Source organism: Bradyrhizobium sp. (assembly GCF_004799445.1).
Classification (GTDB): Bacteria; Pseudomonadota; Alphaproteobacteria; order Rhizobiales; family Xanthobacteraceae; genus Bradyrhizobium.
Window position 1 is genome coordinate 78495 of record NZ_SSNA01000121.1, and the last position, 20891, is coordinate 99385.

At 62.6% G+C, this 20891-nt stretch carries 24 protein-coding genes and 1 tRNA gene; 15 read left to right on the forward strand and 10 right to left on the reverse strand.

The genetic code is table 11. From position 1 onward, the window contains the following. Positions 1–26: 26 nt before the first annotated feature. Positions 27–536: a hypothetical protein gene (locus E8A46_RS16525; RefSeq protein ID WP_291562789.1), complete on the reverse strand. Its 510-nt coding sequence runs from the start codon at positions 534–536 to the stop codon at positions 27–29. 159 nt (positions 537–695) lie between these two features. On the opposite strand from E8A46_RS16525, the gene E8A46_RS16530 reads away from it, so the two are divergent. Next, the gene (locus E8A46_RS16530; protein ID WP_291562865.1) at positions 696–1520 is read left to right on the forward strand and encodes a lytic murein transglycosylase; all 825 of its coding nucleotides are present in this window, start codon (positions 696–698) and stop codon (positions 1518–1520) included. A gap of 1007 nt (positions 1521–2527) precedes the next feature. On the opposite strand, the gene E8A46_RS16535 is transcribed toward E8A46_RS16530, so the two are convergent. Continuing rightward, on the reverse strand, positions 2528–3382 hold the full coding sequence (locus E8A46_RS16535) for an SDR family oxidoreductase (RefSeq protein ID WP_291562792.1): 855 nt from the start codon (positions 3380–3382) through the stop codon (positions 2528–2530). 857 nt (positions 3383–4239) lie between these two features. Here E8A46_RS16535 and E8A46_RS16540 point away from each other — a divergent pair. Beyond that, positions 4240–5460 (forward strand): GGDEF domain-containing protein, encoded by a 1221-nt coding sequence (locus E8A46_RS16540; RefSeq protein ID WP_291562795.1) that lies wholly within the window; start codon positions 4240–4242, stop codon positions 5458–5460. Positions 5461–5496: 36 nt separating this feature from the next. After that, positions 5497–6120, forward strand: a complete 624-nt coding sequence (locus E8A46_RS16545) for a peptidoglycan recognition family protein (RefSeq protein ID WP_291562797.1) — start codon at positions 5497–5499, stop codon at positions 6118–6120. Between the two features lie 154 nt (positions 6121–6274). Here the strand turns inward: E8A46_RS16545 and E8A46_RS16550 are convergent, their stop codons facing one another. Further along, positions 6275–6628 carry a hypothetical protein gene (locus tag E8A46_RS16550; protein ID WP_291562801.1) on the reverse strand — a complete coding sequence of 118 codons (354 nt, stop codon included), beginning with the start codon at positions 6626–6628 and terminating at the stop codon, positions 6275–6277. 159 nt (positions 6629–6787) lie between these two features. Between E8A46_RS16550 and E8A46_RS16555 the strand changes: the two genes are divergently transcribed. After that, entirely contained in the window at positions 6788–7294 is a 507-nt protein-coding gene (locus E8A46_RS16555; RefSeq protein WP_291562804.1) for a hypothetical protein, read from the forward strand. Between the two features lie 79 nt (positions 7295–7373). On the opposite strand, the gene rpoH is transcribed toward E8A46_RS16555, so the two are convergent. Beyond that, positions 7374–8273, reverse strand: a complete 900-nt coding sequence (gene rpoH, locus E8A46_RS16560; protein ID WP_291562807.1) for an RNA polymerase sigma factor RpoH — start codon at positions 8271–8273, stop codon at positions 7374–7376. A 215-nt stretch (positions 8274–8488) separates the two neighbouring features. After that, positions 8489–9529, reverse strand: a complete 1041-nt coding sequence (locus E8A46_RS16565; protein WP_291562810.1) for an RluA family pseudouridine synthase — start codon at positions 9527–9529, stop codon at positions 8489–8491. 29 nt (positions 9530–9558) lie between these two features. Between E8A46_RS16565 and E8A46_RS16570 the strand changes: the two genes are divergently transcribed. Continuing rightward, positions 9559–9891, forward strand: a complete 333-nt coding sequence (locus E8A46_RS16570) for a hypothetical protein (protein ID WP_291562813.1) — start codon at positions 9559–9561, stop codon at positions 9889–9891. A gap of 110 nt (positions 9892–10001) precedes the next feature. Beyond that, a tRNA-Glu gene (locus E8A46_RS16575) sits at positions 10002–10076 on the forward strand. Here the strand turns inward: E8A46_RS16575 and E8A46_RS16580 are convergent. Genes E8A46_RS16580 through E8A46_RS16590 form a run of 3 tightly spaced genes read right to left on the reverse strand, consistent with a single transcriptional unit; the run spans position 10064 to position 11510 of the window. Then, positions 10064–10261, reverse strand: coding sequence for a hypothetical protein (locus tag E8A46_RS16580; RefSeq protein WP_291562816.1), 198 nt, complete (start codon positions 10259–10261; stop codon positions 10064–10066). The two genes, E8A46_RS16575 and E8A46_RS16580, sit on opposite strands and share 13 nt — an antisense overlap. 21 nt (positions 10262–10282) lie before the next feature. After that, positions 10283–10681: a hypothetical protein gene (locus E8A46_RS16585; protein ID WP_291562819.1), complete on the reverse strand. Its 399-nt coding sequence runs from the start codon at positions 10679–10681 to the stop codon at positions 10283–10285. A 25-nt stretch (positions 10682–10706) separates the two neighbouring features. Continuing rightward, entirely contained in the window at positions 10707–11510 is an 804-nt protein-coding gene (locus E8A46_RS16590; RefSeq protein ID WP_291562822.1) for a sterol desaturase family protein, read from the reverse strand. Between the two features lie 175 nt (positions 11511–11685). On the opposite strand from E8A46_RS16590, the gene E8A46_RS16595 reads away from it, so the two are divergent. From E8A46_RS16595 to E8A46_RS16630, 8 genes are read left to right on the forward strand one after another with little or no spacing between them, the layout of a single operon-like run. Continuing rightward, entirely contained in the window at positions 11686–12960 is a 1275-nt protein-coding gene (locus E8A46_RS16595; protein ID WP_291562824.1) for an ABC transporter substrate-binding protein, read from the forward strand. Positions 12961–12963: 3 nt separating this feature from the next. Then, positions 12964–13845: a branched-chain amino acid ABC transporter permease gene (locus E8A46_RS16600; RefSeq protein WP_291562827.1), complete on the forward strand. Its 882-nt coding sequence runs from the start codon at positions 12964–12966 to the stop codon at positions 13843–13845. Continuing rightward, positions 13842–14852 carry a branched-chain amino acid ABC transporter permease gene (locus tag E8A46_RS16605; RefSeq protein ID WP_291562830.1) on the forward strand — a complete coding sequence of 337 codons (1011 nt, stop codon included), beginning with the start codon at positions 13842–13844 and terminating at the stop codon, positions 14850–14852. Before E8A46_RS16600 ends, E8A46_RS16605 begins: the two co-directional genes overlap by 4 nt. Position 14853: 1 nt before the next feature. Beyond that, positions 14854–15645 carry an ABC transporter ATP-binding protein gene (locus E8A46_RS16610; RefSeq protein WP_291562834.1) on the forward strand — a complete coding sequence of 264 codons (792 nt, stop codon included), beginning with the start codon at positions 14854–14856 and terminating at the stop codon, positions 15643–15645. Between the two features lie 26 nt (positions 15646–15671). After that, entirely contained in the window at positions 15672–16391 is a 720-nt protein-coding gene (locus E8A46_RS16615; RefSeq protein ID WP_291562836.1) for an ATP-binding cassette domain-containing protein, read from the forward strand. Positions 16392–16430: 39 nt separating this feature from the next. Beyond that, positions 16431–16739 (forward strand): DUF6166 domain-containing protein, encoded by a 309-nt coding sequence (locus E8A46_RS16620; protein ID WP_291562839.1) that lies wholly within the window; start codon positions 16431–16433, stop codon positions 16737–16739. A gap of 48 nt (positions 16740–16787) precedes the next feature. Then, on the forward strand, positions 16788–17312 hold the full coding sequence (locus E8A46_RS16625; protein WP_291562842.1) for an alcohol dehydrogenase catalytic domain-containing protein: 525 nt from the start codon (positions 16788–16790) through the stop codon (positions 17310–17312). Continuing rightward, the gene (locus tag E8A46_RS16630; protein WP_291562844.1) at positions 17260–17853 is read left to right on the forward strand and encodes a zinc-binding dehydrogenase; all 594 of its coding nucleotides are present in this window, start codon (positions 17260–17262) and stop codon (positions 17851–17853) included. Before E8A46_RS16625 ends, E8A46_RS16630 begins: the two co-directional genes overlap by 53 nt. 4 nt (positions 17854–17857) lie before the next feature. Here E8A46_RS16630 and E8A46_RS16635 read toward each other — a convergent pair whose 3' ends face one another. Beyond that, positions 17858–18544, reverse strand: coding sequence for a GntR family transcriptional regulator (locus E8A46_RS16635; RefSeq protein WP_291562847.1), 687 nt, complete (start codon positions 18542–18544; stop codon positions 17858–17860). Between the two features lie 535 nt (positions 18545–19079). Between E8A46_RS16635 and pqqA the strand changes: the two genes are divergently transcribed. Further along, the gene (gene pqqA / locus E8A46_RS16640; protein WP_291562868.1) at positions 19080–19160 is read left to right on the forward strand and encodes a pyrroloquinoline quinone precursor peptide PqqA; all 81 of its coding nucleotides are present in this window, start codon (positions 19080–19082) and stop codon (positions 19158–19160) included. Between the two features lie 163 nt (positions 19161–19323). On the opposite strand, the gene E8A46_RS16645 is transcribed toward pqqA, so the two are convergent. Next, positions 19324–20298, reverse strand: a complete 975-nt coding sequence (locus tag E8A46_RS16645; protein ID WP_291562848.1) for a helix-turn-helix domain-containing protein — start codon at positions 20296–20298, stop codon at positions 19324–19326. Positions 20299–20891: the final 593 nt, after the last annotated feature.

Consider the following 20891-nt stretch of genomic DNA (forward strand, 5'->3'; position numbering starts at 1 on the left):
AGCGGCTCGGCCGCCGGCACAAACCGTTACGCCGCCGCGCTGCTCGGCTCCGGCTGCTGGCTCGCGATCACGCTCTGCCAGAGGGCGGCGATGCTCGCCTGCGTTTGCGGCGCGATCAGGCAATGGCCTTCACTGTCAAAGCCGCAGAACCGCGCCGAGGGATCGCCGCGCAGCTGCGCCAGCGTCTGGTTGATCAGTTCGAGACAGCCCATCACCTGCTCGATATTCGCAAGCCGGGTGTGATGCAAAATGTCGATCAGCCCGTACGCCATCACGGCGGGCTGGCCGAACGAGATTCCGGGCCGGCTGAATTCGAAGAACACATTGACCGCGGCCATCATGCCCTGGATGTGCGACGCCACGGCGGCGGCCTCTTCGGCGCTGCAGTTGGCGAGATGGGCGGCTTGCGCCGGGCTGGCTGCCGTCGGCACGTCCGCGGCCAGGCTCAACGACGCGATCACCTCATGCTCGATCCAGCGCCGCACGTCAGCCGGCGCATTGCGAATCTGGTCCGAGGTCAGGGTAATTCCGATCATGGCGGCTCTCCCTTTGGTCTCAGCTTAAGAGAGGCCCCGCGAGCGGCATTGATGCGGATCAAGGGCGTTTGCGGCGCACGCTTGAGCCAGGAGGCCGGTCAGTTTTGACGCGCCGGTTTTTCCCGTGCCATGATCGCGGCAACTCGAAGGGAATCGATGATGCTCAGGTCTCGTTTGGTTATCCTCTGTCATTCGGCCGTCTTGTTCGGCGCTTTGCTCGCCGCCACCTCCGCCGACGCCGCCCGCTGCGGCGGCGATTTCAATGCCTTCGTCCAGAACATCTCGGCGGAAGCCGCGTCCGGCGGCATCTCACAGGGCGTGATCTCGCAGGCGCTCGGCGGGGTGACCCAGGACATGGCGGTGCTGAATTTCGACCGCCGCCAGCGCTACACCTTCAACAAGAGTTTCGAGCAGTACGTCTCGACCCGGGTCGGCCCCGGGCGCATCAATGGCGGCCGCGCCATGCTGCAGCGCCACGCCGCTTTGTTGTCGAGCATCGAGGCCAAGTTCGGCGTGCCGCGGCAGATTCTGGTGGCGATCTGGGGGCTGGAGACCGATTTCGGCAAGGGCGACATGGGCAAACTGCCGGTGTTTCGCGTGCTCACGACGCTGGCGCATGATTGCCGCCGCACCGAACTGTTCCAGGGCGAATTGCTCGCGGCGCTGAAGATCGTGCAGCGCGGCGACCTTCCGATCAGCCAGATGATCGGCGCCTATGCCGGCGAGATCGGGCAGACCCAGTTCCTGCCGTCGTCCTACATCAAATACGGCGTCGATTTCGACGGCGACGGCCGCGTCGAGCTGCGCCACAGCGTCGCCGACGTGCTCGCCTCCACCGCCAACCTGCTGCACACCAACGGCTTCAAGATGGGCGCGCCCTACGGGGAGGGGACGGCGAATTTCGAGGCGATGCGCGAATGGAACCACGCCACGATCTACCGCAAGACCATCGCGTATTTTGCCGATCAGCTGGTGGGCCGGTGAGCGGCACCGTCCTTACCCTCCCCTGGAGGGGGAGGGTCGGCTCGCATCGCGCGAAGCAAGATGCGAGACGGGGTGGGGTGACGGTCTTGCAACTCGGGCGCTGCTCGAAAGGAGAGACCGTCACCCCACCCCGCCGCTCATTTCATTCGCGTCGACCCTCCCCCTCCAGGGGAGGGTATGACGGCTCCTCGCCCAGCGAAACCGTGCGCCGAAATCCTGGCCAACTTCTGATTTTCCGAAATAGCTGTTGACGCACTGGTAGACGCAGCAATAGAATCAAATCATCCCGTCCCGACAGAGGGGCGTTTCGCGATCGTCACGGACGTGGGGCGGGATGCGGTGGACGCGAACCACGCTACTGACGAGAGCGTGGGCTTGCGGACGGCGAAGTCGTGTGGTCCTGACACCCCGACGCTGGTGTCAAGCTTCGCGGAGGTATCCGCGAGGTGACGGTGGCAAGAAAGCCCGGTCACCGGGGAGAGCGCGAAATAAGCCGTAAAACCATTGCGCGGGGAATGCCGGGTGATTCCGGTGTGACCTGACTAACGCGTGTGCGTTCTACTACTCACCTTGCACACGCGGCTATCGGGCGCATCGGGCGCCCGGCATTCCCTGCGCCCTCTGAAGCGAGGGCGGAACGAGCAGGCCAAACCTCGCGCGAAACAAGCGGCGAGATCGCGAAGCTGTATTTGGTCGTCATTGCGAGGAGTGAAACGACGAAGCAATCCACTCCCACCGCCTTGTTGCTGCATGGATTGCTTCGCTATCGCTCGCAATGACGGTTTCAAAACACGCTTGGCTGTTTGAAAATGGAATCCGAAAATTCCGTGGACGATTTCGCGGTTCCTTACCCTCCCCTGGAGGGGGAGGGTCGGCTCGCATCGCGCGAAGCAAGATGCGAGACGGGGTGGGGTGACGGTCTGTCCAAACGATCGGTGCCCGTGCTGAGAGATCACCCCACCCCGTCGCTTCGCGCCGACCCTCCCCCTCCAGGGGAGGGTGGGGCCTCACGCGTTCGCCTTCTTCCCCTTGTTCGCCGCCTTCGCGATCCGCTTCGCCATCACGTTCCAGTAGGTGGCGGGGCGGAAGCGCTGCAGCAGGTCCATGAAGCGGGCGTCGCCGCCGATCAGGATGCGCGGCTGGTTCTTCTCGATGCCGTGGATGATCCGAAGTGCGGCGTCCTTCGGCGTGGTCCTGGCGATGGCGTCGAACCGCTCGATGGTTTGCGCGCGGCGCTCATTGTCGGTGACGCCGGTGCCGGCGCGGGAGTTGCGCACGATATTGGTCAGCACGCCGCCGGGATGCACCACCGAAAGCCGGACCGGGCTTGCCGCCATCTGCAGCTCGTGGCGCAGGCTTTCGGAAAAGCCGCGCACCGCGAATTTCGCCGCGGCGTAGGCGGTCTGTCCCGGTGGGGCGACGATGCCGAAGATCGAGGAGAGGTTGACGATATGGGCCTCGCGCCGGGTCGAAAGCTGCGGCAGGAAGGCGCGGGTCGAATGCACCACGCCCCAGAAATTGATGTTCATCAGCCAGTCCATCTGGGCCTGGTCGATCTCGTGGAACTGGCCGAGCAGCGCCACGCCGGCATTGTTGACGAGGATGTTGAGGGAAGGATGGGCCGCGATCGCGGCCTGCGCGAAGCCGGCGATCTGGCTCGCCTCGCTGACGTCGACGCGGTGAACGCTGACTTTTTGCGAATGGGCTTTGGCGATCTCGGCGGCCACCGCCTGCGCCCCGGCCTCGTCGCGGTCGGCGAGCGCCAGATCGCAGCCACGGGCGGCCAACTCGATCGCCAGCGCCCGGCCGATGCCGCTGGCAGCACCGGTGACGGCTGCGGCGGCTCCACGGATCGCGGTCATGGGGTGCAAGCTCCAGTTCGGGACAAGGAATGCACTTTTTGCGGGTTCGCCGCGCGCCGCGCAAGAGCGGGGGAGGGTGTCCCGGGTCCTCCACCGTCATTGCGAGCCAACGGGTCGCGCGAATGCGCGCCCGATGACAGGCTCCGCGAAGCAATCCATCGGGCCGCGCAGGAAGACTGGATTGCTTCGTCGCTATCGCTCCCTTGCGCAAACGCTTCGCGTTTGTCGCGGGCAATGACGAGCTAGAAGTCCCCCCAAAAATCAAAAGGCGGGCTCAAGGCCCGCCGCTTTTTGAACTCGCCCGCTTTGGGAGCCCGGGCGGAGCTGAGCGCTCCACCCGGGCTGATAGGTTACTTCTTCTTCGACTTCTTGGCCTTCTTAGCCTTCTTCGCCTTCTTCGCTTTCTTAGCCATAGCATCCTCATCTGGGTTAATGGATGGAAACGCGACACGAGGCATGCTCGGCGGAGGGCCAACCTCGCAACATCCTCAATCGTGATCCCAACAGATTCGCGGGCTGCTGCCCCGCGCTGTCACGCATGTGTCATCACGTTATCCACAGCTGATATGCATTTTGACCCGTTTTCGGCGCCGCGATGGGCTCCACGCCGGCGAATCTTCGACGCACAGGCGTGAAAGATCGCGGTTAACGATGCGCCAACGCGCCGCTGCGTTCCGTCTCGGTCGAGGGCTGCCGCGCAATCTTCATCATTTCAAAACCACGGCTTCGATTGCTTCGCCGGGGGTCAGAGTCCGTTAAGCGACACGGCCGCATGTTGCCGGCAAGACTACGGGGATAGTCGTGGGCGGGCTGGTCGATAACTGGGGAGACAGGACCATGGGTGTTCTGGTTTCGCGATGCTGAACGTTCCGACGATGTGGACGGCGTTCGTTGTCAATTTTCTCGCGCTCGGCCTGATCTGGGCCTATGTCGTGCGCAGTTACCCCGCCTTCGAGGCGGCGCGGTTCTGGACCGGCTCGGCATTCGCCGCCGCCCTCGGCACGACGATCGCGATGCTGACCATGGTGGTGGACTCGCTAGTCCCGCTGCTGGCCGGCGGCACGGTCGTGATTTTCGCCTCCTGCCTCGCCGCGATGGGCATCAAGCGGTTTTACGACCAGCCGGTGACCTGGCGCGGCACCGCGCTGATCACCGGATTGAGCTTCGCCGGTATGGCGTTTTTCCTGGCCGGCTACGACAGCGCGACGATGCGGATCCTGGTCTATACGGTGGGCCAGTCGCTTCCGCTGGCGCTGACGCTGCGGTTGCTGCTGTCGTCGCGGGATGGCCGGGTCAATCCCGGGGCCCGGCTCGCGGGCATCATCACCGTGTTCGCCATCGGGATCTACGCCTTCCGCGCCGTGGACAAGATCCTCCGTATCGGCGGCGACTTCTCATTCGTGCAGTTCAACCTGACCCAGTCGATCATGATCCTGGCGCTGATGTTCCTGTCGATGGCGTGGAATTTCGGTTTCCTGCTGATGGCGATCGACCGGCTGCGCAACGAGGTCGCCGATCTGGCGCTGATGGACGATCTCACCGGCGTCGGCAACCGGCGGCATCTGTTGCAGCGCTTGACCGAGGCATGCGCGCGGTCGGAGCGCAGCAACGCGCCGTTCGCGCTGCTGGTGATCGATCTCGACGGCTTCAAGGCGGTCAATGATACCCACGGCCACGCCGCGGGCGACGCCTGCCTGCAGAACTTCACGCTGATGACGCAGACCAGGTTGCGGCCCGGCGACATGCTGGCACGCACCGGCGGCGACGAGTTCTGCGTCGTGCTGCCGGACTCGACAGTGGAGGAGGGTGCGATGATCGCGCGCCGGATCATCGACGTTTGCCGCGCCGACGCCGCCGCCTGCGTGGGGACGGAGATTCCGGTCGCGGTCTCGATCGGCGTCGCGCAATGGACCCCGGAGATCGGCGCATTCCCGGACCGCCTGATCGCCGCCGCCGACCATGCGCTCTACGTCGCCAAGAACCAGGGCAAGAACCGCCATGCGGTTTACGAACTCTCGCCGCCCATGGTGCCCGAGCCCGACACGGGACGGGACGTAGCGGCGCACCGGCACGCCTGAATCGTGCTAGGCAGAGGGTCCACCAGGCCTTGAACCATGAAGTTTCGTCTGCTGGCGATGGCGCTTTCCGCCATCGCCTTCATCTGTCCAGCCGCAGCCCAATCGCCGGACCTTGAGGCGATCGCGCGGGCGTCCGGCACGCCGGAGATCCCGGGGCTGAAGGTGGTCTGGCTCGCGCCCTGGGGCGATATCGCCAAGGCCCATCCCTGGCGCAACATCATCGTGCACCAGACCGAGGGGCCGGCCGGCTCGGCCCGCGGCGGCGCGCTCGCGCAGTCGAAGAACCCGACACGGCGCGGCGTCATGGTCTGGGTGGAAACCGACGGCACGGTGTACTGGGCGGTGCCGGATCATCTCGTCCCCACCCATACCGACGGCGCCGACCGCAACGACAACAAATATATCGACAACAGCAAGACCTATCACCAGGTCAACAAGGACACCTCGATCGGGGTGGAATTCGCCGGCAACTATCCCGACGTGACGCGGGGCGCCACCGAGGCCCAGATCGCGGCGTGGCGGATCCTGCTCAAGGTGTTGCGGGCGCGCTATGGTATCCCGCTCGAGCGCGTCTATGCGCATAACTGGATCGACTTCAAGGACGCGCGCTATTGCGAAGGCTGCGCGCTGGCGGCGCTGGCGAGGCAGTGGGGCGAGTAGGGCTGTCTCACGTCGTCCCGGCGAACGCCGGGACCCATACCGCGTGATTCATCAATCAGGCAATGTGGCTGACGCCTTCCATATCAACAGGCGCTGGTGGTTATGGGTCCCCGCGTGCGCGGGGACGACGGTTACACTGGCGCTGCCCTCGTTTTCAAATCGGCTGCGCCATCCAATTGAGCAAGCGGTGGATCAGGCCGGGGCGCCGCTTGCGCCGCTCCTGCTCGGGAGACATCTCGTCCTCGGCGATGCAGCGCTGGTAGAAGTAGTCCAGGAATATCATGTCGTTCGGCTCGGTGACGGTGAAGTGCTCATCGCCGACAAACACCGTGTAGTCGTAGAAGAATGGCCCGATGAACGGCACCGAGGGCGGCGTGGCGCGGTCCTTCGAGATCACGAATTGCGCGGGCTCGAGCCCATGCGCGATCATCGCCTGCTCGACGGCGGGCAGCCGGCGCAGGAATTCGGGCGAAAAGCCGCCGACGGTTGATTGCAGGGTGATCGACATGGCTGTCCCTTGACGCGGACGTTGCCTGGGTGGGATCGAGACGCGTATTACCCCTAGTCGGACGGATGCCGCTTGAGGTTCAACACAATCCTGGCACACTGTTCGCGGCGTGATAGCCGGGGTAACCGGTGGACAAGGCTTAAGGCAGAGGAATTTGTAGTGTCAGCATCGACCCTATGGCCGGTCGCGGCGGACTGTCGGCATCGATTTCGGGTCCATGGCATCAAGGCCCTGCGCCTGGTTCCGGCGGTTGTGCTGTTGCTTCATGCCGCGGTTCTGGCCGCCTCGGAGGAGCCGAGCAAGCCGTTCCTGGAAAAGAACAGCTTTTATCTGTCGTCTGCCGGTTTTCGTATCCAGGTCGCCAACGATCCGGCGGGGAAAAAAGCGCTGCGTATGCTATCAGCGCATCGCTTCGTCGCGAACGGCGTTGGCGACGCCTTGCGTTATTTGTATGCCGAACCGCAGCATTGCGTCTGCATCTTCGTCGGCACCCAACAGGCCTATGATCGCTATCGCAATCTTCTCAGCCCGCCGCTGAAGCCGACCGACCATGTGCCTCCTGACTACAAGACCCAGGCCGGCGTGCTGTTGAGCGGCCAGCCTTTGCGGCAGAGCACGTTTGGCGATCCCACCACACTGTCGGATTATCTCAGCACCCTTCGTTGAGGGGCCGGGACCGGTACCGCGCCAACAAAAAAGCCGGCGCTGCCGCCGGCTTTCGTGTCTCGTCGGTATGCCGCGAAGATTAGTGTGCGGCTTCCAGCGCGGCCTGTTCCTGCCGGGCGATCGTGCCCTTGACGGCTGACTGCACCTTCTCGAAGGCGCGGACCTCGATCTGCCGCACGCGTTCGCGCGACACGCCGAATTCGGCGGCGAGGTCTTCCAGCGTCATCGGATCTTCCGCCAGACGCCGCGCCTCGAAGATGCGGCGTTCCCTGGGGTTGAGCACTTGAATAGCACCAGTCAGCGCCTCGCGGCGATGATCGAACTCCTCGTGCTCGGCCATCAGGACTTCCTGGTTGGGCGAGGTATCGACCAGCCAGTCCTGCCATTCGCCGGCCTCGCCGTCGTCGCGGATCGGCGCGTTGAGCGAGGCATCACCGCCGAGACGGCGGTTCATGTCGACAACGTCCTGATCCGTCACGCCGAGGCGCTTGGCGATCAGCTTGACCTGGTCGGGATGCAGATCACCCTCGTCCAGCGCGGAGATCTTGCTCTTCGCCTTGCGCAGGTTGAAGAACAGCTTCTTCTGGTTCGCGGTGGTGCCCATCTTCACGAGCGACCAGGAACGCAGGATGTACTCTTGTATTGACGCCTTGATCCACCACATGGCGTAGGTGGCGAGTCGAAAGCCCTTCTCGGGCTCGAACCGCTTCACCGCCTGCATCAGGCCGACATTGCCTTCCGAGACGACCTCGGAAATCGGCAATCCGTAGCCGCGATAGCCCATGGCGATCTTGGCCACGAGCCGGAGATGGCTGGTGACAAGTTGATGTGCCGCGTCGCGATCGTCATGCTCGCGCCAGCGCTTGGCGAGCATGTATTCCTGCTGGGGTTCCAGCATCGGAAATTTGCGGATCTCGGCGAGGTACCGGGAAAGGCCGGATTCTCCGTTGAGAATCGGCAGGGTAGCTGTACGGGCCATTTAGCGCCCTCCAGTGGTTCAGGCCCCCGATAGCGGCGGGCCCGGCAGACGGCTGCTGTGTTAAAGCCAGTCGCTCTGCGATGTTCCGCGTTGGATATTCAACGCAGGTGCAACATACACCAAATCGGGGGGCTTTTGGAAGGATAGCCGCCGTCACGTCCCCGTGTGGCTGCCATAACCTATTGTCATAGCTTACCTTTTCAAAACCGCCTGCGTCATAGCGCCGCTCGCAAGGACTCCCGCAAGCGGGTGAGGTCGGCGGGCAAATCCGAGATCCACTCCAGAATCGCCCCGGTTTTGGGGTGTTCCAAGGCCAAGAGGTATGCGTGTAGCGCTTGGCGGTCGAGGGCGGTCAGGGCCGCCTGGCTCTGGGGCCCGAGATGGCTCGCCTTGGTCTTGAAGTGGGGGCCATAGACGGCGTCGCCCAGCAGAGGATGGCCGATATGGGCCAGATGCACCCGGATCTGGTGGGTGCGCCCGGTCTCGAGCTGGCAGGCGAGCAGGGCTGCGACCGGCTTGCCGTCGCGTCCGTTGAAGGACTCCTGGACCTCCCAATGCGTGACGGCCTCGCGGCCGCTGTCACGCACCGCCATCTTCTCGCGGGCAAAGGGATGCCGGTCGATCGGCGCGTCGATGGTGCCGCGTTGCCGGTTCGGCGTTCCCCAGACAAAGGCCAGGTAGCCGCGCCGCATCGCGCCGGTGCGGCCGTGGTCGGCAAATTGCTCGGTCAACGATTGGTGGGCGCGATCGTTCTTCGCCGCCACCATCAGCCCGGTGGTATCCTTGTCGAGCCGGTGCACGATGCCCGGGCGCCTGACGCCGCCGATCCCGGACAGGCTGGCGCCGCAATGGGCGATCAGCGCGTTGACCAGCGTGCCGGTCTCATGGCCCGCGGCCGGATGCACCACCAGCCCCCGCGGCTTGTCGATGACGATGATGTCGTCATCCTCGTAGACGATATCGAGCGCGATATCTTCGCCCTTGGGCTCGGGATCGATCGCTTCGGGCACGTCGATTGTGATCGTATCGCCGGCGGCGACATGATAAGCGGGATCGCGAACGGGGGCGCTTTTGACGGTGGCGCTGTTAATCGAGACGTTTTTAATCGAGACTTGGCCTGCGAGGATCAGCGCCTTCAGCCGCGATCGCGACAGCCCGGAAAGCCGCAGCGCCAGCACGCGGTCGAGCCGGGTCGATCCCTCGTCGCCGGCGACGATGACGTCCAGCCTTTGAGCGCTATTCGAGTTTTGTTCCAAAGAAGAGCCGATCCCTTGAAGAGTCTTGCATGACCGAAACAGTGGCGCCCGAACCGACACCCGAACAGGCCGCGCTGTTTACGCGGGTACGGCGGATGATGCTGATTGCGGGCCTTACCACGGCGCTGGCGGTATCGGCCGTTCTGATCGCCATCGGCTACCGCCTTTTCCGCACCGAGGGAAGCACTGTCGCCACCGACATCACGGCAACGCTGCCGAAAGGGGCACGGATCGTCACCACGGGCGTAGCCGGCGATCGCCTCGTGGTGACGCTGGATGTCGGCGGGGCCACCGAAATCCGTACCTTTGACGCCCATACGCTCAAAGCCACCGGCCGGCTCAAATTTGTGAGCGAGCCCTAAAAGGCCTGATCTACCCGGGTGTAGGCGGTTTGGCGACAAGATCACGCGTGCCGAAAATGCCCAAACCCGCCTTGCCGCGGCAGGATTTCGAGGCTATTCCCTAACCCAACGCTCCCTTCGTCTAGCGGTTAGGACACGGCCCTCTCAAGGCTGAAACAGGGGTTCGATTCCCCTAGGGAGCGCCAACTCCGCCGGCCGATTCCTCGCGCTTGACTTCGGGGAACAGCCACATCGCGAAGATCATGAAAAATCCGAGGAATGCGACGACATACTGGATACGATCGTGCCCAAGGATATGTTGATAATAAAAGGCGATGGCTGTCACCAGGACGGTCACCAGCGAAAGGCCAAGCTTGATTTTGACGGGCATCGCGATTTCCTCCGAACGAAATTATGACAGGTTTGCCCAGGGCGGTCCTGCGATTTTCGCAAGCGTTGCCAGGGCCAATAGCTGAATACCGATCAGCACCATGAGTCCGCTGCGCCCATCGCGGAACGACGACGGCCAGGCCTCGAACAGTCCGGGCGCGAACAGCAGCACCAGACCGGCGACCACGATCAGCGTGCTCCATCTCAGTTCGGAGTAGCCGAAAAATCCGGTCGCTATCGACAATGCCGCCAGCAACAACGCGTTGCCCGCCACCAGCAGCGTCGCCGCGCCCGATTTGGCCGAATCCGGGCGCGAATGAAGCGGAAACATCCCGGCGACAACCAGGAAAGAGACGGTGCAGATCGTCGCCAGCACAGCGAACCAGAGCAGCGAAATCCAGTGCGGCTCGATCGCGTCCATGTCTCTTCCTGCCGTTCGAACGCGCCTATTCAGCCGGGGTTGCAAACCCCGTGGACGGCCCGGCCAGATCCGGCCTCGGCGTCCGCGCGGTCTTGCGCATGTTGGTTTTGACAAAACGGGTGTCATAACCGTTCAAGAGATGGCCGATCAGTCCGCGATCGAGATCCGACGTGCCAAGCAGCCAGTCCATGATCGGAAACGTCAGGTTCATGTTTCGCTCCATCATGATCGACTGGTCATGATGGGCGGTATGATGGCGCCGGATTGTATTGACGAACGGCGCGTTCCGGACGAACCAGTTTTCATCGACGTGGCAGCAGAAGTGCATGAACTCGTAGATCAGGTACATCGATGTCGTGGTCGAGATCAGCAGCCAGCCGACATTAGGGGAGATCAGCCAGCCCAACACAAGCGCCGGCGGGATCGACATCATCGTGAACGTCACCAGCGCGTAGGGCGGGAAGAATGTCACGCGCCAGTCGTTGTGATCGGCAAAACGCATCTCCTTCTCGGTGAAGAACTGGTGATGCATCAACGTATGCCTGTTGTAGATCGCGCGGAACGCTTTCACCTGCGACGGCCGGTGCATGACGAAGCGGTGGATCCACCATTCGAAGAAATTCGCGGCCAGGAAGGTCACCGGAACGATCGCCAATTCCCACCAGCGCAGGTCGCTGATATTGGCGAAATACACCGACAGGGCGGTTAGCCCGATCACGTAGATCACGAAGGCGTGGAGCCAGCCATTGTACCATCCCGCGATGCGGTGCCGGTAGGTTGCCCGGTAATTCCGCTGCCGTTCGGTCATCGGGCTTGATGATAGTTCCATACAACGTCTCCAGCATATCAAAGGCGTAGCCTAATATATCACCAATCTATTAGACGGCAAAGCCGTTTTCGGAATTTATTGTGGCCCGAAAAAAGCGCTTGCTGCGCTGTTCCTGATATATTTATGGTATGCCAACATAGCGCGCGACAGATGCGCATCATGATGGGAGGCACCTATGAAGCTCACGCGTCGCGACTTTTCCGGGCTTGCCGGCCTCACCGCCCTCGCGGCTGCAACCCCGACCATATTTGCGCCCGCGCTGGCGCAGCAAAAGCCGCTGAGAATAGGCATCATTGCGCCGCGATCGGGCGTGGCCGGCACCGCCGGCGAATGCGGAATTCGCGCGGTGCAATGGGCGGCGGAGCGGATGAACAAGGACGGCGGCATCGCCGGCCGCAAGATCGAGCTGGTGCTCGAGGAGGAGACCAACCCGAAAGATACCATCGAGCGCTTTCGACGCCTGATCCTGCAGGAAAAGGTCGAGGCCGTTCACGGGCTGATCTCGACCGGCGTCAGTCTCGGTGTAGCACCGGTGGCGGAGGAGGAGCAGGCGCTGCTCGTGATGTGGGACGGCACCACCCAGGATGGCGTCAAGGAGACGATGCCGAAGCCGCGCTACGTGTTCCGCTCAACCGACAATGAATGCGAAGCGGTGATGGGCTCGCTGCTGGCGATCAAGCATTTCAAGGGAAAATTCAAGCGGGTGGCCGGCATCAATCCCGATTATTCCTACGGACGGAACAATTGGGAGGCATTTCGCCAGATCCTGTCGCGCTACGGCGTCGAGGCGGAATTTGTCGCCGAGCAATGGCCGAAGGTCGGCACCATGGACCTGACCTCGCATATCGCGGCCCTCAATGCCGCCAAGCCGGATCTGATTTTCTCTTCAATGCTGTTCGCCGATTTGCCGGTGTTCATGAAGCAGGGCAATGCCGCCGGCCTGTTCGATGGCGTCAAACTTGTGTTGCCGGCGGCCGGATGGCAGATCAACCAGCTCAAGAAGGAATTCATGCCGGAAGGCGTGATCTTCGGACACAACACGCTGTATTTCGATCATCCCCAGGCATCGCCGCTGCAAAAGGCTTTCGTCGAGGATTACAAGGACCGTTACAAGGAAGTGCCGCACTGGGAGGCCGACAGGGCGTATTTCGCCCTCGCCACCTACAAGGCCGGCGTCGAGGCCGCGCAAAAGGCGGCGGGCAAATGGCCGACGGCGGAGCAGGTGGCCGAGGCGATGCCGGGCCTGGAGGTCGAAAGCCTCGGTGGCAAGGGCCGCTTCCGCAAGGACAAGATCGCCGAGCAGGTCTTCTATCAGGGGCCGTCCACCAACACCAACAAATACGATTTCCCGACGCTGGCTTCGATCGACACCTTCCAGGCCGAACAGCTGCAAAAGCCGCCGGGGGCGGATTTCTGGGATTGGATCAAGACCGCAAAGATGCCGGTCTGACGCATGACCGAACTGGTGGATGTCGTTCTCGGCGGGACCTTCCACGCGGCCGTGCTGTTTCTGGTGGCCGCCGGGCTGCAGCTCGTGTTCGGCGTCCAGAAAATCGTTAATCTGGCCTGCGGATCGTTCTACGCCCTCGGCGCCTATTTCGGGATTACCGCGGTCGGCATCGCCATCAAGCTCGGCATGCCGCCCATGCTGTTCTTCCCGGTCCTGATCATTGCCGGGCTGGCGGTCGGTCTCGTCGGACTGCCGATCGAGCGCGTGCTGCGCACGGTCTATCGCCGCGACGAAAGTTATCAGCTCCTGATCACTTTCGGCTTTCTTTTGATGTTTCAGGATGCGTTTCGCTATTTGTGGGGTGCTACGCCGCGAACGATGGACAATGTCTACCTCGCCTACGGCACGGCGCATTTTCTGGGAGTTCGGGTGCCGACCTACAATCTGCTGGTGATAGCGGCAAGTCTTGCCATCGCCGCGCTGCTCGGGCTTTTCCTCGAGCGGACCAAGACCGGACGCATCGTGCGCGCAACCGCGGAAAACCGCGATATGGCCGAAGGCCTCGGCGTCAACGCCTCGAAGGTGTTCGCGCTGGTGTTCACCGTCGGCTGCATGCTGGGCACGGTTGGCGGCGCGCTGGTGGTGCCCTCCGGCGCGGCATCGCTCGATATGGCGGTCGATCTGGTGGTAGAGTCCTTTGCCGTCGTCGTCATCGGCGGTCTCGGCAGCATGCGCGGTGCGCTGGTTGGCGCGCTCATCGTCGGACTGATGCGCGCGGCGGCGATTTCGCTGGTCCCTGAACTGGAAATGCTGTCGGTGTATCTGGTCGTCGTCCTGGTGCTCATTCTCCGCCCGGCAGGCTTGTTCGGAAAGGCGACCGCGTGAGCCAATCGTCGGTCGATATCGCTTCCCCGGTGACCGTGCGGCGAACGTTGCGCGTCAATGGATTGTGGGTCCTGCTCGCCCTGATCGCCGTCATGGCGCTGCTGCCGCTGGCCGCCTCGCCCTATGCGCTGCTGTTGATGTTGCCCTTTGTCGGTTACGGCATCGCGCTTCTCGGGTTCAATCTGCTGTTCGGCACCACCGGGCTGCTGTCGTTCGGGCACGCGCTGTTCCTCGGCGTCGGAGCCTATACCGCCGCGGCGCTGACCTCGAAATTCGGCATTCTGAGCTTCGAGCTCATCCTGATCGCGGCGGCGCTGCTGTCCGCCCTGGTCTCATTGGTGATCGGCATGCTGTGCGTCCGCTACACCCGGATTTTCTTCGGCATGCTGACGCTCGCGTTCGGCATGCTGTTTCATTCCTTTCTCTTCAAGTTCTACGCCGTCACCGGCGGCGACCAGGGCATGCGCGTGTTGCGGCCGCTGTTGCTCGGCATGGAATGGCGCGGCGGCAAGACGGCGTTTCTCACCGGCCCGTTCTATTATTATGCCCTGATCTTGTTCGCGCTGCTTGGTCTGGCGATGTGGCGCATCACCCAGTCGCCATTCGGGTTGCACCTGCGTGCCATCCGCGAAAATGCCGGCAAGGCCGCCTATGTCGGGGTGGAGATTTTTCGCATGCGGCTGGCGGCCTTCGTGATTTCGGCGGTCTATGGCGGCATCGGCGGTACCATCCTTGCCGTCACCACCGGCCTGGCCGATCCCGAACTGGCCTATTGGACCCATTCCGGCAATCTGGTCTTCATGGCGGTGCTCGGGGGCAGCGGGACCTTCGCCGGTCCGGCGATCGGCGCGCTGGTGTTCGTCGTGCTGCAGGATTTCGTCATGGCCGTCACCCAATACTGGCGGTTTGTGATGGGCAGCGTGCTGGTGCTTCTCGTCATCTTCATGCCGCAAGGTCTGGCCGGCACCATCGGGTATCTGGTTGCCCGCCGCGATGGAGAGGGATGAGATGCACCCGCAACCCGCAGCCGCACCCGGCGATGCGCCCTTGTTCGAGACCATCAACGTCTCCAAGGCCTTCGGCGTGTTCAAGGCGCTGAGCGATATCTCGTTTCGGGTCAGCGACGGCGAATTCGTCTCGATCGTCGGGCCGAACGGCGCCGGCAAGACAACGCTGGTCAATGTCGTGACCGGTCTGTTGCGACCCACCGTCGGAGAGGTTCGCTTCCAGGGCCGCGATATCGCCGGCATCGGGCCGGTCGAACTCGCCAGGCTCGGAATGTCGCGGGCGTTTCAACTGGTCAACATCTTCCCCGCCCTGACGGTCCGGGAAACGCTGTGCGTCGCCATCGCCTCGCGTTTGCGCCGCGTCTCCAATCCGTTCCGCTCGCTCAAGCGCGATGACGTGCTGCAGGCGGATGCCGAACGCATCGCCGAAGTCCTGGGGCTGCGCGCCAAACTTGACACCGTGGCTTCGACGTTGTCGCAGGGTGAGAAGAAATTGCTCGACATTGCGAGCGCCTTTGCGCTCGATCCGAAGGTCATTCTTCTGGACGAGCCGACCAGCGGCGTGTCGACCGGTGACAAACACGCCATCATGGAAGTTCTCGTCAGCGCCGCCAAGGCAGCGGGCGTGCGCGCCATCGTGCAGGTCGAGCACGACATGGACCTCGTCGAGCGTTACTCGCATCGCATCGTCGCCTTGCAGGCGGGCTGCGTGCTTGGCGACATGCCGCCCGACGCGTTCTTTGCCGATCCGGCGATGATTGCCGCGGTGGTCGGAACTCGCCCGAGAACTTGAGCAAGGACGTTGAGAAGGCTGACACGATGCTGACGCTGTCGAATCTGAAAGTGGACATCGAGGGTAGCCGCATCCTCAATGGCATCAGCCTGTCGGTGGCGGCAGGCGAGCTCGTCTGTCTGGTCGGGCGCAACGGCGCCGGCAAGACCACGACATTTCGCACCATCATGGGCTATCGCCGCCCGCTGTCGGGCGGCATCAGCCTTGACGGCGCCGACCTGACCAAATTGCCGACCTGGCAGATCGCGCAAAGCGGCATCGGCTTTTCGCCCGAGGAGTCGGAAGTCTATGCCGATCTGACGGTCGCGGAGAATATCGAACTGTCGACCTGGACCCGGCCAACGGGCCGCCCGGCCGGTGTTCGCATCGAGGAGGCCTACGCCGTATTCCCGAAGTTGCGCCACTATCTCGCCCGCGGCGGCGCGCAGCTTTCCGGCGGCGAGCGCAAGATGGTATCGATTGCCCGGGCATTGACGCTCGACCCGAAATTATTGCTTCTCGACGAACCCTTCGAAGGCTTGTCGCCCGCGATCATTCCGTCGATCGCAGCCGGGGTCGCCTCGATCCGGGCGATGGGAAGGGGGGTTCTGATGGCTGAATCGAATGTCCATCACATTCCCGACTACGCCGATCGCATCTACGTGCTGGAACGGGGCGAGGTGATGTTTTCGGGATCGCTCGCGGAAGCCTATCGGGACCGCGACGTCATGCGGGTGATTGCGGGCAAGATCGAGGCCGCTTCCTGACCGGGGCAGATGCGCAAGGTCTTAACACAGGAGGACAACATGAAGGTTTATTCGGGAGACCGGACCATCGACGGCGTCAAGGTCACCGTGGACGGTGCGCCACTCGATCCCAGCGTGAATGTGATGGAGTTCAGCAAAAATGGTTTCGAATGGAGCTATGAGGGACCCGAACCGCGTCAACTGGCGCTGGCAATATTGGTCGACCATCTCGGCGACAAGGCGGCCGCGATGGATGCGGTCGAATCCTTCATGCGCGCCATTGTTGCGAATTTCGGCAATGAATGGGAGATGACATCGGATGACATCGATTTGGCGCTGACCGCGCTTGACGGAAAAGCGGTCGCGTAAATGGCACTCCAGTATCGCGCCGCTGTGCTGCATGCGGCGGGCACGCCCATGTCGATCGAAACCGTCACCGCGGCGGCGTTGAAGCCGACCGACGTGCTGGTTCGAATCCGCGCCGCCGGCCTTTGCCATACCGATCTCGAGGTCATTGAGGGATCGCTGCGCTATCCCTTGCCGATCGTGCTCGGACACGAGGCCGCCGGAGTTGTCGAAGAAGTCGGTGCCGCCGCGCGCGGGGTAAAGCAAGGCGACCATGTGGTGCTGTCCTGGAATCCGCATTGCGGGCACTGCTTTTATTGCGACCGCGACAGCCCGATCCTGTGCGAGCAATATCTCGGCGAGGGACCGAAAGCGCTGCCGTTCGATGGCGAAGCGCGCAACCATCTGGCCGACGGCCGCCCGCTTCAGCAGTTGATGTTCCTCGGCTCGTTCGGCGAATATTGCATCGTGTCCGACCAGCAGGCCATTCCGGTTCCGAAACAGATCCCGTTCGACCGCGCCTGCCTGATCGGCTGCGGGGGTGATGACCGGTGTCGGGGCCGCGCTCAATCTGGGCGCGATCGCGCGCGGCGATAGCGTGATGGTGGTCGGCTGCGGGGCGGTCGGTCTTTCCGCGGTGCAAGGCGCGCGGCTGGCAGGCGCAAGTGTCATCATCGCCGTCGATCTCGATCCGGCGAAACTTGCACTCGCGCGGCGGCTGGGCGCCACCCACGGCATAAATGCATCCAGTGATGACGCGGTCGCAGCCGGAAAACGCGAAACGTGCGGCCGCGGCGTCGACGTCGTTATCGAGTCGGCGGGCAGCGCTGCGGCTTTTCGGACCACTACCGGGGCCGTGCGGCCCGGCGGTCAGGTGATCTGGCTGGGCAAGATCGACGTCAACAAGGACGTCGCGTTTCGCTGGGGCTCCCTGATGCAGGAGAAGCGTATCCGCCGCGTCAGTTACGGCAACGCGCGGCCGCGCCGCGATTTCCCGCTGCTGGCGCGGGCCTATCTCGATGGCTCCCTGATGCTGGATGAGCTGATTTCCCGCCGCATCACGCTTGATGAAATCAACGACGGCTTCGGCGCCTTGAAGCGCGGCGAAGCCATCCGCAGCGTCATTACCTTCGATTGATGGCTCAGGTATCGAGCGTCTTGCGGGCGAAATCCTCGATGTAGTCGATCAGCCGGTCCGACGCGGTGGCCGCCGCCTTGACCTTCTTTTGCGCGACGGCTAGCGCGACCGCCGCGTGCAACTTGGCGGCCAGCGGAAGGTCCGCGACCTCCTGATAGTGTTGGTACCAGAACCGGCGCGACAGCGCGTTCATCAGCCCCATCGACCGCCGCGCGAATTCGTTTCGGGCGGCGGTGGCGATCAGAATGTTGAAACGCTGGTCAAGGCGCATAAAGGCGAGGTCATCGGCCTTGGTGGCGGCGGCGAGCATGGCTTCCGCCACCTCGGCAAATTCGTGACGTTCGTCGGGGGTGGCCCGCTCGGCCGCCAGGCTTGCCATCAAGCGCTCCAGCTCACGTCGCACCTCAAGCAGCCGCAGTTGCAGTCTCAAATTGATCTCGGAAACCATGATGCCGCGCCGGGGCATGATCACGACGAGCCCGTCCCTCGCCAGCCGCTGCAGGGCCTCCCGGATCGGGGTTCGGCCGATTTTCAGGCGCTGGGCGAGAGCCTGCTCCGACAACACCGTTGCCGGCTTCAATTGCAGCGTGACGATCATCTCTTCAAGTTCGCGATAGGCGCGATCCGTGAGCGTACCATCCTCTGCCTCGACTTCTCGAGACCGGCGTTTCTTCGGTGTTTTCGACTTCAAAACGTTCCTCGTATTGGCCGGCGAAAAAAATCGCGAGTCGGCATGGTCTTCATCCCAGACGTATATTGGGCATATATCATGAGAGTGGCCTGCTGCGACGCATCTCTTCCGTCCGATTGCGGGAAATTCAGCCGCGGTTGACGCGGGGTCGCAGCAGCGCCGCGCGCCGTTTCCTTTTCAAGGCGCTGCAGCGTCACCGGCGAAGAATTACAACGCGATTTCAATAGCATAAAGATCGTTTATTGCGAATGGCGCGCGATCGACCCCTGATACATCCCGGGTTTTCGTCGCTCGGTGCGAGCAGTCGTTTTGCGGTCTCCGGATGGTCTGCAAAAACATCGCGCTAGCATCGCGCCGATCCGCCGGATACGAACGCCACGCCAGAACAGATTTCAATATCTGCGGATTTGAACCTGCCATCTCCGCCGGCCGGCCTGGCGCGGGGAGACTTGCGCGGTGCCGGGCGTGGTCCTAGGTTCAGCTTCGGCGTGGAGTTCGCGCCAAAAACTCTTGGAAAAACTCTTGGGAGGATGAAATGACCTGGAAGACCCCTAGAATTGTCGAAGTGCCGGTCGGCATGGAAATCAACATGTACGCCTGCGCAGCGCGCAAATAAACCGCATCGAAACCACCGGCCCGGCTCGATCGGCGATGCCTGCGTCGAGCCGTGGTCGGTGTCCTGCCACCCTTGCATTCATGTGCCCAGGCGGTGATGCGGAAGAGCATGCGTCGGCACGCATGCAGGGCTGATATCCGTTCGCCGCGCCGAAGCCGAAGTTCTATTCGCAGGGAAAGTCGGTGGACAGACCGTCGTGCTGTGCTTTGTGAATCGCAGACGGAACAATTCCGAAATATTCCCGGAACACGCGGCTGAAGTGCGACGAACTGGAAAAGCCCCACGAAAATGCGACGTCCGTGACGGTTTTTCCGGGCTGGGCCTCCAGTTCCTGGCGACAATTCTGCAATCTTGCGTGCCGGATGTAGTCGCTGATGGTGGTGCCCCTGTCGCTGAACAACATGTGCAGATAGCGCTTGGTGCAGCGCAACGCCGCCGAAATCTGGTCGATCGAAAGTTCCGGGTCGCGCAGATGTTCGCGGATGAAGAACTGCGCCCGGATATACATCGCCTCGGGCCCGACTCGATCGAACATCGCGTCGGGCTCGCGGAGCGGCAACAGCAGCAGGTCGATCAGCGAATCGGCCACCCCGATCGCGTTGTTCGGCGACAGCTTGGTCGCTTCGTCGAACGCGGCATGGACAAAGTCATAGGCGATCCGGCCGGTGCCAGTGCGCGCCGAGAGCTTGCATGCCGACATCTTCGCTGAGCGGAAGCCGCGTTCCTGCAGCAGTTCCTTCGGCACGATGACGACATCGTGTCGCGTCAGCGTCGGGCTGACGATCGTGTGCGGGCAGGAGACATCGTAGGCGAGACAGTCGCCGGGCGTCAGCTCGATGCGGCGACCGCCCTGCTCGAAATGCGAGATCCCGTAAGTCTGAAAATGTATCTTGACGAACGGATGGCCGCCCAGTTTTGCGCGCGAAGCGGTATGGGCAAGCCGATGCTGGCTGGCCTCGATCTGACAGAGCTTTAGCTTCGAAACCGTCGTGTAGTTGATCCGGCCTTCGAAGGACGAAGCCTCCATCGGATCAATGTCGAATTGGCCGCAGAGATCGGTCAGTGCATCTGACCAACATTGGATCTGCTTCTTCGGCGCCAATCCGGAAGTGTTAAGTGAGCGGACCGTGTCGGACATTATCCAGCCACCGATTCGAGATCAAAAACATGACCACTTGCCGCGCAAGGCATCGAGTCATGATGGAGTGACTTTTACCTCAAATTAAGGCGGTCGTTGGGATTTGAGCAGCAGGCTTCCTGACATCCCTTTGATAATCCTCCGACTTAGTTTCAGCGCCGTCAAGCGAAACCTCAACCCAAGGGTTCGCGCGTTATCCGCCGATGGATTGGGGCAAAAGGGCTGACGCATCGCAGCACGGAAGGCTGGCCGCCCGCGAAAATCAGGGGCGCCGGCCAAAAAGTTCGTTGTGTTTCGCTTTCGCGCAAACGCACTTCCCTCTTAGGCAAGTTTCCTATTCCCGAACCGGGTAGGAATACCGACGAACACAACTGAAAAGTGGACCGTTTTTACGGAACCCCTTCGTTCACAAATGGGAGGATTCATTATGCGCAAGGTGCTACTCGCTACCGGTGTCAGCCTCGTGGCTTTGCATGGATCGGCGTTACGTGCCGACGAAGCTTTGGACAAGCTGGCCAAGGATCCCAAGCAATGGGTCATGCAGCAGGGCGACGACGCCAACACGCGTTACTCCAAGCTCAATCAGATTACCG